At 48.3% G+C, this 16,120-nt stretch carries 10 protein-coding genes; 3 read left to right on the forward strand and 7 right to left on the reverse strand.

Annotated elements, in window-relative coordinates; translation table 11 throughout:
* Positions 1–1,513 precede the first annotated feature (1,513 nt).
* The 3 genes from IGQ44_08250 to IGQ44_08260 all read left to right on the forward strand — a co-directional run bounded on the left by IGQ44_08250 (position 1,514) and on the right by IGQ44_08260 (position 8,341).
* Positions 1,514–3,367, forward strand: a complete 1,854-nt coding sequence (locus IGQ44_08250; GenBank protein HIK37966.1) for a choice-of-anchor I family protein — start codon at positions 1,514–1,516, stop codon at positions 3,365–3,367.
* Positions 3,364–4,950, forward strand: a complete 1,587-nt coding sequence (locus IGQ44_08255) for a bifunctional metallophosphatase/5'-nucleotidase (protein ID HIK37967.1) — start codon at positions 3,364–3,366, stop codon at positions 4,948–4,950. Before IGQ44_08250 ends, IGQ44_08255 begins: the two co-directional genes overlap by 4 nt.
* 199 nt (positions 4,951–5,149) lie before the next feature.
* Entirely contained in the window at positions 5,150–8,341 is a 3,192-nt protein-coding gene (locus tag IGQ44_08260; GenBank protein ID HIK37968.1) for an alkaline phosphatase, read from the forward strand.
* A gap of 219 nt (positions 8,342–8,560) precedes the next feature.
* Here IGQ44_08260 and IGQ44_08265 read toward each other — a convergent pair whose 3' ends face one another.
* The 7 genes from IGQ44_08265 to IGQ44_08295 all read right to left on the reverse strand — a co-directional run bounded on the left by IGQ44_08265 (position 8,561) and on the right by IGQ44_08295 (position 16,051).
* Positions 8,561–9,439, reverse strand: coding sequence for a glutamate racemase (locus IGQ44_08265; protein HIK37969.1), 879 nt, complete (start codon positions 9,437–9,439; stop codon positions 8,561–8,563).
* 94 nt (positions 9,440–9,533) lie between these two features.
* Positions 9,534–11,504, reverse strand: coding sequence for an N-acetylmuramoyl-L-alanine amidase (locus tag IGQ44_08270; protein ID HIK37970.1), 1,971 nt, complete (start codon positions 11,502–11,504; stop codon positions 9,534–9,536).
* 140 nt (positions 11,505–11,644) lie between these two features.
* Positions 11,645–12,199, reverse strand: coding sequence for a glutathione S-transferase family protein (locus IGQ44_08275; protein ID HIK37971.1), 555 nt, complete (start codon positions 12,197–12,199; stop codon positions 11,645–11,647).
* A gap of 121 nt (positions 12,200–12,320) precedes the next feature.
* Complete coding sequence (locus IGQ44_08280; protein HIK37972.1) at positions 12,321–12,785, reverse strand: hypothetical protein; 465 nt, start codon at positions 12,783–12,785, stop codon at positions 12,321–12,323.
* Positions 12,739–13,584 carry an RNA methyltransferase gene (locus IGQ44_08285; GenBank protein HIK37973.1) on the reverse strand — a complete coding sequence of 282 codons (846 nt, stop codon included), beginning with the start codon at positions 13,582–13,584 and terminating at the stop codon, positions 12,739–12,741. Before IGQ44_08285 ends, IGQ44_08280 begins: the two co-directional genes overlap by 47 nt.
* Before the next feature lie 16 nt (positions 13,585–13,600).
* Positions 13,601–14,761, reverse strand: coding sequence for an RNA polymerase sigma factor RpoD (gene rpoD, locus IGQ44_08290; protein HIK37974.1), 1,161 nt, complete (start codon positions 14,759–14,761; stop codon positions 13,601–13,603).
* A 954-nt stretch (positions 14,762–15,715) separates the two neighbouring features.
* Positions 15,716–16,051 (reverse strand): hypothetical protein, encoded by a 336-nt coding sequence (locus tag IGQ44_08295; protein HIK37975.1) that lies wholly within the window; start codon positions 16,049–16,051, stop codon positions 15,716–15,718.
* Between the last annotated feature and the right edge of the window lie 69 nt (positions 16,052–16,120).

Raw genomic sequence — 16,120 nt, forward strand, 5'->3', positions numbered from 1 at the left:
ACCACTAAAGGTGGTGACGGTGGGGGCACAACCGGACATGGTGACGTTTACCCCCGACGGGAAAAAGGTATTGACTGCCAATGAGGGGGAACCAAACAGCTACAATCAGCCAGACTCTGTTGACCCAGAGGGGTCTATTAGCATCATAGACATCAGCAATGGGGTTGTCAATGCCACTGTTACTACGGTTAATTTTAATGCCTTTGACAGTCGGAAAGATGAACTAATTGCCAGGGGAGTGCGTATATTTGGACCTAATGCCACTGTTTCTCAGGACTTAGAACCAGAATACATTGCTGTTTCCCCCGATTCCAAGACGGCCTATGTAACTCTACAAGAAAATAATGCTATTGCCGTAGTAGACATTGATAGGGCAACGGTAAGAGACATAATACCCCTCGGATTTGTTGACCACAGCACCACCAGAACTAAACTTACTACATATCGGTTTCAAAATTTGCCCCCCCTTGGCACCACCATAGGAGGACAACAGATTCTACTAGGAGGGTTTTCTGGTTTATGGTTTGAGGGGCGTGGCAAGGATGGCACATTGAAGTTTATAACACACACTGACAGGGGACCCAACGCCGAGGCCCAGGGCAGTCTACGTCCTTTCCTACTGCCCAGTTTCGCCCCCGAAATAGTACGTTTCCAGTTGAATCCCAACAGCGGCGAGATTACTATCACACAGAGAATCTCACTAAAACGACCAGATGGCACACCCCTGACTGGCTTGCCTAATATTTATATTCCCGGGGGCAACACCAACACCCCCTACAATGATGAAATCCCAGTAGACTTGAGAAATAATCCCATTTACCCCCTTGATCCCCTTGGGGCAGACTTAGAGGGGATTGCGGTGGCGAGGGATGGCACTTTTTGGATGGTGGACGAGTATCGCCCTGCTATTTACCATTTCGACGCCAATGGAACCCTGATAGAGCGTTTTGTGCCAGTGGGGACAAATCCCCCAGGAAGTAGCGAGTATGGGATTGAGGCACTGCCAGCAGTTTTGGCTCAACGTCGCCAGAATCGGGGTTTTGAGGCTGTGGCTATAGACAGTGACAGAAATAAACTCTACGCCTTTGTCCAAAGTCCTATCCGCAATCCTGTCACCCTAAGTAACACCAACTTAAACAATCTTAATAACATCCGCATTGTTGAATTCGACCTGACTACTAAGACTACCACTGCCCAGTATCTCTACAGGTTGGATAACCCCAATTTGGGCACTCCCGGCAATACCAGGGCAGACAAGATTGGCGATGCCGTTTATATAGGCAATGGCGAGTTTCTAGTGGTGGAAAGAGACGATGATGCCATTGACAGTGACCCCTTAAGTAACATAGAGAAGAAGGTATATCGCTTCAGCCTAGCCGGCGCCACAGACATTACCCCCTTTACACAACCCATTGATGTGGGCGGGGGGGTATTCAAAACCGTTGATGAGATGACTCCCAGCGAGTTGGCTGCCCGGGGGATTAATCTAGTCAAAAAAACCCTCTATGTAGACTTGGCCGCCGTGGGCTACAATGCTGTGGAGAAGGTGGAAGGGTTGGCCTATCTGGGAGATGGCAAGATTGCTGTAATCAACGATAATGACTTTGGCGTTGCTAACATAACTCTCAAAGGCGATGGAACATTTACTCCAGATCCCAATCCCGAGCCCGTTTTGTTGGGTATTATTCAAGTACAACCCACCGCCCTGGATGTGAGTGACAGGGATAACAGAATTAACATTGCCAACTGGCCGGTTTTGGGAATGTTCCAGCCGGATGCCATAGCCACATATCGGGCTGGTGACGGTAAGATATATCTGGTGACGGCCAATGAGGGGGATGCCAGAGAGTGGCCTGGATTTGGAGAAGAAGTTAGGGTGGCCAGTTTAAGACTGGACGGTAACGCCTTCCCCAATGCCAGTCAGTTACAACGGAATGACCAACTGGGCCGTTTGACTGTTACTACAACCCTAGGAGACACCGACAGGGATGGCGATTTTGATAAGCTTTACCTCTTCGGCACTCGTTCTTTCTCGATCTGGGATAGCAATGGCAATTTGGTATTTGATAGCGGTAGTCAGTTCGAGGAGATTATAGCCCGCCTCATAGCCCAGGGTCAATTGCCCTCCATTGCCTTTAACGCCAACAATGACGATAATAACTCCTTTGATACCCGTTCCGACAACAAGGGGCCTGAACCGGAGGGGGTTGTCCTTGGCACCATCAGGGACAGAACCTATGCCTTCATAGGACTAGAAAGAATTGGGGGCGTCATGGTTTATGATATCACTGACCCTCACCACCCCACTTTTGTTCAATACGTCAACAATCGCAATTTTGTGGATGCTCAGGGCAACATACTGCCAGTAAGACTTCCCGATGGCCGTTCCAACCCCGCAGTGGGGGATTTAGGCCCAGAGGGATTGGCCTTCATCAGCGCCCAGGACAGTCCCACTGGTACTCCTCTCCTTGTAGTCTCTAATGAAATAAGTGGTACCACCAGTATTTGGGAAGTTGAATTACCTAACTATACACTTCAAATACTGCATGCATCTGACCATGAAGCGGGAATACCAGCCCTTCAGGACATTATTGGCTTCTCCGCAGTGTTAAATGCCCTGGCTTCCAGATACCCCAATACCATAAAACTGGCCAGTGGGGATTTGTTCATACCGGGGCCATTTTTCAATGCTAGTCGGGACTTATATGGACAACCGGGTATTGCCGACGTCCTCGTCCATAACCGTCTAGGTTGGGATGTGGCGGTATTGGGCAACCATGAGTTTGATGCTGGAACGTCTGCCTTCTACACGTTGCTAGCCCCCAACAGAAATATCCGGGGTGTGGGCATAGATGCCAACAGGGGATACCCGGGGGCGGCCTTTCCTTACTTGGCCACCAATTTGGACTATTCCACAGACAGCTCGAGACTGAAAGAGCTGGTGGTACCGGCGGGAGGAGCTCCTAAACAGGCCAGTTTAACCCAGAGTGTGGTATTGGAAATCGGTGGTGAAAGAATAGGGGTAGTGGGAGCGGTGGTGCCCTATCTCCCACAAATTACCAACATTGGGGGCATTACCATGCTTACTAACCCCAATAGTCGCGATGTGGAAGAAAATGCCCGGTTGATTGCTAATAGTGTCCAGCCCTTTGTGGATCAGTTGGTATCCCAGGGAATAAATAAAATCATCCTCATGACCCACCTCCAGCAGTTTGAGGTGGAACAGGCTTTAGCAAGAAAACTGCGAAATGTAGATATTGTTATCGGCGGGGGCTCACACCGGGTCATGGCCAACCCCGATGACGCACTGCGCCAAGATGAAACACAACGCCCCCCCAGTTACTACAGCCCTATCCTCAAAAGTTGAAGGATGCCGATGGCAAGGATATTTATTTGGTCAACACCGGTGCCAACTACCGCTACGTGGGACAACTGGTGGTGGACTTTGACGCCCGGGGCAATGTGGTCAATGTGAGGGATGAAAGTGGGCCATACCCCACAGATCTTGCTGGTGTAAATCGGTTGTATCCGGAAAATATTACCACTTTTGAACAGGTCAAGGCAAAAGCAGACCCCCAACTGGTTCAAATCGTGGACAATGTGGGTAATTTTATCAATTCTCTCGACGCTAAAGTATACGGAAATACAGCAGTATTTTTAAATGGTTTAAGGGAGAGTGTGCGTCGGGAGGAAACGAATCTGGGCAACCTCACTGCTGATGCTAATCTCTGGTATGCCAGAAGGTTTGGCGTGACAGTAGACATTTCTGTGAAAAACGGGGGGGGGATCCGTGATGCCATAGGACTGTCTTACATCGATGGTGGTACTAACCAGTTGGTTCAATTGCCACCTCCGGCCAACCCCGCTACTGGCAAGAGAACAGGAGATATTTCTGAACTGGACATAATCAACTCCCTTCGCTTTAACAACAAACTGGTGGTGGCGGACATCTCCGCCCAGGGAATTAAAGACTTGGCTGAACACATGGTGGCGGCTTGGACTGCCACTGCTACCCCGGGGCAATTTGGCCAAATAGGTGGCTTCAGCTTTAGTTACGATCCCACTAAAACCCCAATCCGTTTCCGCCGCGATGCCAACGGTAATGCCATAGCAGTAGAAACCCCTGGCGAGAGAATCCGCAATTTGGTGCTTATCCGTGATGATGGCAGCAAGGAAGCAATAGTGGTGGATGGAAGATTGGTGGTGCCCCCCGAGCGAACTTACAAGATGGTAATTCTGGACTTTCTGGCCAATGGCGGTGACGGCTACCCCAGGTTCTATTTCCAAAATGTCACCCCCCTAGAAAACCTTAACCCTCCTTCTATCCCCGACAAAGCCCCTGGTTTGCTGAAAGGTGGTGAACAAGATGCCTTAGCAGAATACCTGGCAGAGTTTTACCCCAATTCCAGCCGACCTTTCAATCAACCTGACACCCCTATATCCCAAGACACCCGTATCCAGAATCTTAGTTTCCGTCAGGATACGGTTCTGGCCGGCATAGACAGAGATCGCTTCCTATTTGACACACTAATTTATCGTTTTCGCACCGGCAATGGCACTTATATTTATGTGGATGAGGCGGAGAGACAAAGTATTCTCCAGGGCAACTATGGTTTTGTAGAAGAGGGTGTGGCCTTCAAGGCTTCGAAACGGGGGGGCGAAAACCTACAGCCCATTTACCGCTTCCGTAGTCTCCTCCGCCCTGGTGCATATCTTTACGCCGGGGGGGAAGAAGTTGAACAAATCCGGCAAAGACACAGAAACTTATTCGTGGAGGAGGGATTGGCCTTCTACGTGTATGATGGCTCGTCCCAAAAAGGACAAGACATCTACCGTTTTCAAACTATACCCGGGGCCTATATTTTGGTCAACGAGGCGGAAAAACAAAGCATCCTCGCCGGCAATTTTGGCTTTGTCAATGAGGGGGTTGTTTTTGAGGCTCTGTTTTAACTGACCAATTAACCAAATAACAATAGGAAAGATGAAAAAATAAGGGTTTAATGGGGCTTGTCTTAGGTAAAAGGGCCATGCCCCCTTTTTTAGCCAAAATTTAATCCAAAAATAACCTAATCTTAAATTTCTCCGGGTATTGTGTGGTGCAAGATCAGTGTATAGAGTCAGAGTGAGAATTTGACTGCATGAAAGAGTTATGAGTGGTAATCACGTTATTTTCATCCACCCAGACGGCACTAGTCCTTCTCACTTCGGATTTTTGAGATTTGTGGACAAAGGGCCCGATGGCAGAGTGAATTGGGACACCCTGGACTATGCCGGTGTCTACCTGGGCCACATGGAGGATCAGTTGGGAGGCACTTCCAACGCCGGCGCGGTAACCCATGCCACCGGTGCCAAGGTGTATGCGGAATCCTTTGGCTACGAAAAGGATGGTTCTCCAGTAATCTCCTTGGCAGGCACCACCACCACCATAATGGAGGACGCTGTAAGGGAAAGAAAAGTTACTGCCCTGTTACAGTCGGGGGCAATATTTGAACCCGGCACGGCGGCCTTTGTGGCAAAAACGAGAGAAATAGAAGTGGATGGGAGAAGAATTGTCCCCCGACGACAAAATGCAGAAATCGCAAGACAGGTAATCCTCTCCGGAGTGGACTTCATAATGGCGGGGGGACTGTTGAATCTCTTACCCGTAGGCTCCCCCGTACCTGAGGGGGCAAGAGCCTACGCCACAACTGAACAGTTGGATGCCATCAGCACTAGTCCCCTTGACCGCCCCCGGGAAAACCTTATTCAATTGGCAATAAACAGGGGGTATACGGTCGTATATACGGAAGACCAACTCAGGTCCTTGTTGACCCTTCCTACCCCCCCTACCAAGGTTTTGGGTGTATTTGCACCAGTTCACACTTTCAATGATCAGCCGGAAGAGGTATTAGCCCAAAGAAATCTGCCTCTGTACGTGCCCACCGCCCCCACCATAGCCGAGATGCTGGAAATAACCCTGGAGTTGGCCAAAAAACACCCCAACTTCAACAATGGCTCGCTGTTCGTGGTAGAAGAAGAGGGCACAGACAACTTCGGCAATGCCAATAATGCGGCGGGGACGTTAGAGGCCCTGCGTCGGGCAGATGATGCCATTGGGGTAGCCCTCAACTTCCTTCAAAGACACCCCAACACCCTAGTCCTCACGGCGGCCGACAGTGATGCTGGCGGTTTACAGGTAAGAGATCCCTTGCCGGCTGGACAAAATGTGGGCAACATCAACAACAACCCCACTACAGAGGCCCGGAATATACCCCTGGATGGTCAAAATGGGGTCAACACTAGACCCTTCGTTTCAGCACCCGATGCCCAGGGGAATCGTTATAATTTTGGCATTGCCTGGGCGGGACTTCCCGACTTCTCTGGCAGCATCGTCGCCAGGGCCGAGGGGTTGAACGCCGATAAACTCCCCTCCACCCTAGATAACACAAAGATATACGAGCTGATGTATGAAACCCTCTTTAACAGGGAACTAAGATCTCGCAATCCAGATCCTGTGCCGGCGCCTCCTCCCACCAGAAGTACAGGCAACGTCATATTCATACACCCGGATGGCACTAGTCCTTCCCATTATATGGCCCTCAGAAACATAGACTACGGTCCTGATGGAAGACTGAATTGGGACATGATGACACATGCCGGCGTCTATCTGGGACATATGGCTGACCAGCTGACGGGCACGTCCAATGCGGGTGCGGTTACTCATGCTACAGGGGTAAAAGTCTTTGCAGAATCCTTTGGCCTCGATGAAAACAACAGGCCTATAATGCCGGCTTCCGGTAAGGTGGGGAGGACTATTTTAGAGGAAGCCATCCGTGCCGGTAAGGCCACTGCCCTAATCCAGTCTGGACACTTGGCCGAGCCCGGTACTGCCGCCTTTGCCGCTAAAACCACTAACAGGGATGGCAATGAGCTGCGGGCCAGGGAGAAATATGCGGAAATCATTGAGCAGGTAATTCGTTCTGGCACAAATGTAATCATGGGCGGAGGCGAGTTGTACATGTTGCCAAGAGGCACTACGGGGTTCCATGTCACCCCAGAAATAGATGCCTCAGAAACCCGCCCTGAACGTCGTCCCAGAATCAACCTCATTGAATTAGCCAAGTCCTTGGGGTACACTGTGGTTTACACCAAGGAGCAAATGTTGCAGGTAGTAAACAGCCCCAATCCCCCGGAAAAACTATTAGGTGTATTTGCTGCCACCCACACCTTCAATGACAGAACGGAAGAACAACTGCGCCTAGGTACAAGCAACCCCACTCCCCTGTATGTGCCAACAGCACCCACCGTGGCCGAAATGCTGGACGCGGCCCTGAAAATACTTAGCAGGGATCCTGATGGCTTTTTTGCGGTGGTGGAAGAAGAAGGCACAGACAATTTTGGCAACGTAAATAATGCGGTGGGCACCATTGAGGCCATGCGTCGTGCCGATGCGGCTATTGGGGTAGCCATGAAATATGTTAAAAATAAAGACCCCAACACCCTAGTCATTACCGCCGCCGACAGTGATGCTGGTGGGTTGCAGGTGTTCCAATTTGTACCCTATGAGCGCCCCTCTGGGAATGCCACCACAAGGCCAGAACTAGCAGACCAAGAAAGTGCTGTACCATTTATCAACGTTAACAGAACAACTGAGAACAGAAACAGGGTATTTTTAGACGGCCAGAATGGTAGTCAGGTCACCCCTTGGATTCCCTTTAAGGCCAAAGACAGTTTAGATGGGCCAATGGGCAATTTTGGAATAGTTTGGGCTGGCACCCCTGACTTCCCGGGCGGCCTTGTGGCCAAAACATATGGTTTGAATGCTGACAAGTTGCCCTCTACCCTGGATAATACTGATATATACAAGATAATGTACGAAACCCTCTTTGGTGTCTCCCCCGACTCTGTCAAGCCCTACTATGACAAGTTAACTGACCCCATATACCGTTTCCGCACTGGCAATGGCACCTACCTGTATGTGGACGAGGCGGAAAAACAAGCCATTATGAACAACAACCCCTTTGGTTTTGTCTTTGAAGGGGAAGCCTTCAAGGCCTCTAAACGTCCTGGCGCCAACATGGAGCCCATATATCGTTTCCGCAACCGGAATCTGAGGGGTGGTTATATATATGTAGGAGAAGAGGAACGTCAATCCATTTTGCGCAACCACAGAGACGTTTTTGTGGAAGAAGGGATAGCCTTTTATGTGTATGGTGCTGACAGTGGGATTGCGGATAAAATCTACCGTATCCAAACCCGGCCCGGGGCCTATATGTTAGTGCATGAGGGGGAAAAACAAAGCATTCTTGCCAGTAATTTAGGCTTTGTCAATGAAGGAGTGGCCTTTGAAACGGTAGCATAAGATACAAAACAGTGGTGGCTCCGTCAGTGTCCCCCCTTTACCCAACTATAAAATCCCCTGTAGACGGGTAAAAATCATCCGGAAGAAAAGGGATTATATAGACTGTCTTCTACGACTGACAACCGGCACTCGGTGGGGGCTATTGTAGTACAGGGAGGATTGGAGTGAAAAGAGACAAGGAGAATCAGTCCTCCCTCTTCTTGTTGGGCTAAACCCAACCTAAAATGTTAAAATCTCACTGGGCAGAGACTGGAAAACTGTCTTATCATTTTTTACTGTACTACTACTAATTCTGGTAACCACAGGAAGAGTAACAGTTTCCACCTGGGGGGTAAAACCCAACCACCTTTTGCACTTGGCAGCAAATTCCTGACTATCCCCACTGACACAAAAACGGGTTGGCAGGGGGTGAGAGTGATTTTTCAGATTAAGCAATTCCAACTCTCTGGCAGCCGCAATACAAACGTATTCTGCAGGGTCTACAAAATGCACTGGAAAAGGAATAATCTCTGTTAAAATGCCCTTCAAGTGAGGGTAGTGAGTGCAACCGTACACCAGAGTATCAATTCTGTTTTCTATGAGGGGTTGTAGGTATTCCCTGGCTACCCTTTTAGTGTAGGGGTCATAAATGCGATTCTCTTCAATGAGAGGTACAAATTCGGGGCATCCCACCTGCCACACTGGTATCCGCGGATTAATCTCCTTGATGGCGTTGAGGTAGGCATTACTTTTGACAGTAGCCACCGTGGCAATTATCCCAATCCTCTTCCCTTTTTTCACTGCGCCTCTTGCTGCCGGGTGGATCAGTCCTAATATAGGGAAATCATACTCTGACTGTACTACCTCCAAAGCCAAAGCGGAACTGGTATTACAGGCCATGATGACCATTTTCACCCCTTCCGACTTCATCCAGTCTAGGATTTGTCTTACGAAGAGGATGATTTCTTCTCTACTCCTCTTGCCATAGGGGAGACGGAGAGTGTCTGCAAAATATAGTATGGATTCTTTGGGCAAATAGCGATATAGTTTTCTGAGAACCGTTAAACCTCCCACACCACTGTCAAAGACACCAATTCGGTTTCTCCAAGACTGTTTCATATAGTTGTTGACTATTGGGATGAAGAATATTTTAATTTAAGCAAAACTACTTAGGATGGTAAAGATACCGCCCGGCCAAGTCAATTCTTGATAATTATTGTCGTGTCTTGATGTACTCGATGATTCCGGCGGCGATAGCCTCTGCCATTTGTCGTTGAAAGGTGGGGTTGGTCAGTTTAGCGGCATCTTCCATCCCAGTCACAAAGCCCGTTTCCAACAACACCGAGGGCATCCGGGCAGTGCGTATTACATAAAACCTAGCAGTGCGTACCCCCCTGTCCACCACATTCACCCTCCTGATAATGTTACGATGAATACTCTCTGCTAGGGCACGACTTTGGGGGGTATAATAGTAGGTCTCGTAGCCGTTAACATTGGGTTTGTTGGCGCCGGCGGAATTGGCATGAATACTCACGAAAATGTCGGCATTGAGGCGGTTGGCCATTTCCGAGCGTTCCTGAAGACTGATAAAATAGTCCCCACCCCTGGTAAGGCGCACTTGTACTCCCTGCTGTTCTAACAAACGGGCCACCTGTAGGGAGATACTGAGGACTATGTCCTTCTCGAAAATACCCCCAACCCCCACCGCCCCCACGTCCTTACCACCATGTCCTGGATCGATTACCACTAGTATTCTTCCCCGACTTGGATTACGGTTGTTTGGCTGACTGCGTGGAGGGTTGTTAGGATTCAAAGGACGATTGTTATTACTGGGACTGGAACTATCACTTGGCGTATAGTCGTATGGGTTAACAGAAGAGGGGAGGGTTGTGATGGGGGAAAAGTAGGGGTTATTTAGGGCGTTTGCGGGTGGAATCAAGGGATTAAAAGGACTAATGACGGTAAGGGGTAGAGATATAAACTCCTCACTCAGTTGGTTAATCTCTCCAATCCTCACCCCCTGAGCCGGCTCTACTTGTATTATTAGAGAATTGCTTTTTGGTTGCAAAATTCTGAGCCGAGAGATGGGACTTCCCGCCATCAGGATAGGCTCTTGAAAATTGGGTGCCAGCGAGGCATTTTCTAGACGGATTTCATAGATGCGGTTTTCATTTATCCAACTACCACGTGCTCTGATAGGAAGATTTGCCCTTATAGACAATTGGTTATTGGTAACCTCAATAGACTCTATTAAAGTCCCTCTCCCTGTGGAGGGGGACTGACTAGAAGGGGAAAAGGGGGCGACAGGTAGATCCATTACTTGTGTCATGCCTCCCTGTGGCCAGATTAACAATTCCCCCCTGGTGGTGAAACTAGCTTGCCAGTCGGGACTATCTGGGTGGATATGAAGAGTTATAACGGTGGTATTGTTTTTCTCACTGATTTCCAACTCCCCCACTCCGTATTTGTTGACAGGCCAGGATTGCAGTAAATTGGGAGCCACCTTTAAACCCTCAACCTCAAAATAGAGCCGCCGCCGGTCACTTCTTTGTACTGTGATCCTATTACGCTGACTTCCCCCTAAGGCTATCAACAACCCACTGCTAGTAACCCGAATGGGACTGGTGTTGTTGCGGCTTGCCGGGGAGGCACTGCGGCTGCTACCAGGGATACTGGAACTAGATGGTGAGGAAGAGGGATTGGGGTTTGGAAAGTAGGGGTTACCAGTTGGCGGTTGGGGAGTGGGATTTGGGGGCTGGGGATTGGGGGAGGGGGAGGGAATAGGGAATTCTCCTGGTTGTGGCTGGGGTAATTCTACTAGCCACTGGGTGGGTGATATTCCTCTGATTTTGATCTGACGTGGGTCTAGAATATAACCGGGTGCCAGTTCGATCACCAGTCTGGTAGTATTGGGATCAAATTGACCTATCCTGAGGGTTGTAATTACGCTGCCCAGACTTTGTTCAATTTTAGGCCTTCCTAGGATTGTACCGGGTAGGTCAATTACTAGACGTGTAGGATTAGGGATTAATTGGGCTACCGGTTTAACACTTTCTTCCGTTACGAAAATAAGGCGATTCTGATTCGCGTCAAAACGCCAGGATAGCAATCTCCCCGCATAGGCTGGGGCAGCCACCAACAGGAAGGTTGTTAAACTAAAAACAAAAGCACATAGTTTTTTCATAGGATTACTCCCTTTTTTTCTCTCTACTTTTGTTCGCCCCCTTGCCGTCAGCTGTTGCTTTTTGTTCCAATGACAGGGGCAATATTCTTTTGTTTCCACAGTCTGCCACGCGGAGTAGTCATTTTAGAATTTTCTTACTATCAACGATTGCCTATAGTTTTTTGAAAAGCAGGCCTTTGGGACAGACGGTTAACATATTCTTCGACGGCAGGGTAGGATGAAAAGTCCATTTTAGCCAGAATCCGGGAATAGGCCAACATCGAACCCACAGCAATGTCTGCAACGGTGAGTTTATCTCCTAACAAAAATGGTTTTTCGGCAAATATTTTTTCCAAGGGAGGGAGCAATCTAGGGATTTCTCTTTCGCGATTAGCCTCTAAAAAAAGTCCCGTGGCGAGAGTAGAATTAGCAAATAAAATCCACTGGTTTAGGATACTTCTTTGTTCTAAACCGTTAACTTCTTTTCCGTACTTTTCCGCCAAATATAGTAAAATTGCCCCTGATTCCCACAATATAAAATCCCCATCCACAATGGCGGGCACTTTCCCCATGGGATTGATTTTTAGGTAGTCTGGTTTAAGATGTTCACCGTTGGCCATGTCTAAGAGTACAAATTGATATTCTACTCCAATTTCCTCCAAATACCACTGGACTATAGATGCCCTACTTCTACTACCTCCGTACAACTTGAGCATGGTTTTTTCTTTCCAGAGTAGTCGACAATTTTTCGCTAGTTTATTATTACCCATATCTGTCCCCCGTGACAAAAAAAACACCCCCCCGGGGACTTTTGGAGTACTTATTCTACGGGACTAGTTATAATCTTTTGTGGGTATAGGGGTGTTGTTTGATATTGTCTTTGTCGGAAACAATGTTAATACTATTGAGGACCCTTTTCCTTTCCAGAGAGTAGTTAAAATCAGTTTTCGTTTCTCCCAGGGGAATTAACTTTTTGGCATCGGGGTTAGCCTTATAGGTGCGAGTGGCGGCAAGGGTGCGTTGCAGGAAGTCTTGGCCAAATTGACTGTCTGGGGGGAAAGAGGAAGGTTTCTGGTAGCCGTTTTCCCTAATCACCTCCCCTACTGTGGTGGCCACTGCCAACTGGTAAGAGGTGGGGATACCCTTAAAAAGGGTTTCCAGGAAGGCGGAGGGGATTGGCTCAATAATTTTCACCTCCTGCAACTGATCATCTTGTTTCAAAAAGCAGGTGGCCAAGCCAAAAACACAGTAATCGTTAGGGGTTACCCCCGCTTGATTCCAGTCTATGGTGTGGTGTTCCATGAGTATTATCCTGTGTTTTCTGTAATTGTCTTTGTCTCTGGTATTCTGCCAGTACTAAGGAAGTAGCAACGGCCACGTTTAAGGATTCCACCTGATTGAGGAGGGGAATTTTCACCTTGTGGGTGGCCATTGCCTTGAGGGTGGGAGATAATCCCTGAGACTCATTGCCTACTAATACCAGGGTGGGGGGATAGAAATCCATTTGCCAAAGGGATATACTCCCCCTAGGTTCCGTGGCCACAATTTGATAGCCTTGAAGACGATATTGGGAAATGAGCTCCAAAAGATTGTCCACCACGGACCATTTAATTTTAAACCATTCCCCGGCAGAGGCTCTTATCACTTTAGGATGATCCAAATCAACACAATCCCTGCTCAACCAGAGGAAGTCCACCCCCATGGCCACACTGGTGCGGATGATAGTACCCATATTACCGGGATCTTGAATCCGCTCTAAAACCAGTCCCAATTGAAGGCTAGGGGGGGGATGGTGGTCAGGGAAACGGGGGGCGGCGGCTACTACGCCATCGGGATTGACGGTGGTTGCCAACCAGGCCATTATCTCTTCGGACACCGTTTCCGCCTTTTCTGCTAGGGATTGTAATTGTGACCACAAATGGGGGTGTTTTTCTTGCCAGGGTATAGTGGCCAAAACCACCTTCAGGGGGTACTTAAGGGCCACTGCCACAGATACTGGATTAGTCCCCTCCAGCAGGTATAAATTTTCTTTATGTCTGTTTTTGCTGTGGTGTAGCTTCTTTACCCCCTTTACAACGGGGTTTTGGCGACTAGTAAGCATTTTGCAGTGTATTTGATTACCGTATATACTCTTTGAGAATGCTATTGCGATTGGGGTGGCGGAGTTTTCTGAGGGCTTTAGCCTCTATCTGTCTGATTCTTTCCCGGGTGACGTTAAAGATTTGTCCTATTTCTTCAAGAGTTTTCATGCGACCGTCATCCAAGCCATAACGCAGGCGTAGTACATCCCGTTCTCGGGGACTGAGAGAGTCCAGGACGTTTTCCAAGTCCTCCCTCAACAGGTTTTTAGCCACTTCATCTTCGGGGTTTTCGCCATCCGCTTCAATGAAATCGCCCAGACGGGAGTCTTCTTCCTTGCCTATGGGTGTTTCCAGGGAAATGGGGAGTTGGGCAGACTTGGCAATAAATCGGAGTTTCTCGATGGTCATCTCCATGTCTTCGGCAATCTCCTCCTCAGTGGGTTTACGCCCCATTTTCTGGGAGAGCATCTTTGTAGTTTTCTTGATGCGAGATATAGTTTCATACAGGTGTACGGGGAGACGAATGGTGCGGGATTGATCTGCTATGGCCCGAGTGATTGCCTGACGAATCCACCATGTAGCGTAAGTGGAGAATTTATAACCCTTTTCGTGGTCAAATTTCTCTGCTGCCCGAATCAGGCCCAATGAACCTTCTTGAATCAAGTCCTGGAACGACAAACCCCGATTCATGTATTTTTTAGCAATGGACACCACCAGACGCAAATTCGATTGTACCATCTTATCTTTTGCCCGTCGTCCCAGATGGAGGCGACGATAGAACTGACGCAGGGAGGGCATGTTACAGGCTTGAGCCCACTCTTCATCCGTGGGTTTACGTCCCAAATGTTCCTTAAGTTTATTACGTATATACTCCATCTCCAGCAAGTCTGAAATCTGTCGGGCCAATTCGATTTCCTCTTCTGCCCGCAGAAGTCGAATACGACCGATTTCCTGTAGATATACGCGGATAGAATCCTCTGTAACGGGCCTTTTTCTGGACTGACCCCTTTGTCTGCCTGCTGGAGCCTTTCGGGGCTTTTTAGCAATTTCTGCCGCCTCTAGGGAGTCTGGGGGCAGTCCTTCGGTTAAATCCTCCGGCAACTGGTCGTTATCTTGGTAGTCGGCGAAGGAAGAATCAAACATATCGTCCAAATCATCGGGAGAGACGGTAGCGAACATTTGTTGAACCTGCGTCATGGCGTTTTCCTCAAATTGTCAAGAGTTTAGCAGATAGACAAGATGACCAGAAAGATAAACCCTCAAAAAGGGTGCAACCTTCTTTTACAGTTTCCCGTCTGTTGCCGACAGGGGGAAAAACTAACAGACAGGGAAACCCTAAGCGTATCCCCCACCCCTGGGGAGCCACTCATTGTGGTCCATAAAATCATTAGCATTTCAAACGTCCTGGGGTACTCAGCCGACTGTGTATTTTTTGTGCTTCTTCATCAAATACCACAGTCTGGTATATTTTTGACCACTCCTCGAGTCTAGTTAGGCTCAAGGGTAGCCGGAGGGTAAAGGGGGGAGAGTTGAAACTCCACCCGCACATATGACGAAGAAGTAGTAGTTGACCCGGCAGCGTATTCCCTGTCACCATCAAGTGTATTGCTCGGCAGAGGAGATATATTATAGACTTGTCTGTTACGGTAAAGATATCTTCAGACTTTTGTTATGGAAGGTTAAGTAAAGATGGACAAGAGAAACCCCCTAGGGCCCAGCAGTATGGGAAAACAATCTAGTGGAAAGAGGGGCAAACAGGTTGGCTGTTTCTTCCCTTTTCCCATAAGCCCTTGTCCTTGTTATCTTTACTTTACTTTTCCCCAGAAGGAGTCGTCTGGACAGACAACCCCCCTGAAGGTTTTTAACAAGTCTGAGCAGGAAAATCTTCAGATATTGTAATGAATTTCACAGAAAATCGCATCAAATGACGATAGCCTTCTATTGTGTTGGGGGGCATAAACTCTCTCTACCAGTGGAAATAGGAATTGTCCTTGACCACTAGATTAACAAACCTTTTAGATTTTGGGCAAATTCTCCCCTGATTTTAGGGGGTTTGTCATGGAACTTTAATGGTTGTCCTGGGGGAAGCAATGGCAGTCCTTTACTGTTTCTGTTTTGCCTCCCCGGGGGGCAATTGCAGCAATATAATAGTCACAATAGGGAAACGAGTTCTTTTCTGAGAAAGTCCATATTGGCAATTCGTCCCACAAGCAGATTGCCCTCCTTACACTGACTAAAGGCCCGACGCCAATGTTCTACTTCTTCTTGTCGCTGTAGCCAGAATTGGACTATGCTTTCTATTACCTCATCCCAGTCCCAGTCCGGTTTTTGGATTATCATTTCTGTAGATTGTATGAAACTGTCCAGAGTACACTCATAGCTTCCCAGGTAAGCCCTGCTGCGATGGGGATTTTGTTCCACTTGTTGTTGGTAGTAGAAGAAGTCTAGTATTGGACTTATTCCCACAATGTCAAAACAGTAAGACATAGGCGCTCCTCCCTTCCTTAGGTTTAAACGACACAAACAATTAAAAAAACTTATACGTCTAGTTTTTTA

The sequence above is a fragment of the Geminocystis sp. M7585_C2015_104 genome, assembly GCA_015295805.1.
Taxonomy (GTDB): domain Bacteria; phylum Cyanobacteriota; class Cyanobacteriia; order Cyanobacteriales; family Cyanobacteriaceae; genus DVEF01.

What these genes read in the sequence shown, in the direction of transcription:
- IGQ44_08260 (HIK37968.1), top strand. Translation starts at nt 5,150, where the DNA reads ATGAGTGGTAATCACGTTATTTTCATCCACCCAGACGGCACTAGTCCT.
- IGQ44_08265 (HIK37969.1), bottom strand. Translation starts at nt 9,439, where the DNA reads ATGAAACAGTCTTGGAGAAACCGAATTGGTGTCTTTGACAGTGGTGTG.
- IGQ44_08270 (HIK37970.1), bottom strand. Translation starts at nt 11,504, where the DNA reads ATGAAAAAACTATGTGCTTTTGTTTTTAGTTTAACAACCTTCCTGTTG.
- IGQ44_08275 (HIK37971.1), bottom strand. Translation starts at nt 12,199, where the DNA reads ATGCTCAAGTTGTACGGAGGTAGTAGAAGTAGGGCATCTATAGTCCAG.
- IGQ44_08280 (HIK37972.1), bottom strand. Translation starts at nt 12,785, where the DNA reads ATGGAACACCACACCATAGACTGGAATCAAGCGGGGGTAACCCCTAAC.
- IGQ44_08285 (HIK37973.1), bottom strand. Translation starts at nt 13,584, where the DNA reads ATGCTTACTAGTCGCCAAAACCCCGTTGTAAAGGGGGTAAAGAAGCTA.
- rpoD (HIK37974.1), bottom strand. Translation starts at nt 14,761, where the DNA reads ATGACGCAGGTTCAACAAATGTTCGCTACCGTCTCTCCCGATGATTTG.
- IGQ44_08295 (HIK37975.1), bottom strand. Translation starts at nt 16,051, where the DNA reads ATGTCTTACTGTTTTGACATTGTGGGAATAAGTCCAATACTAGACTTC.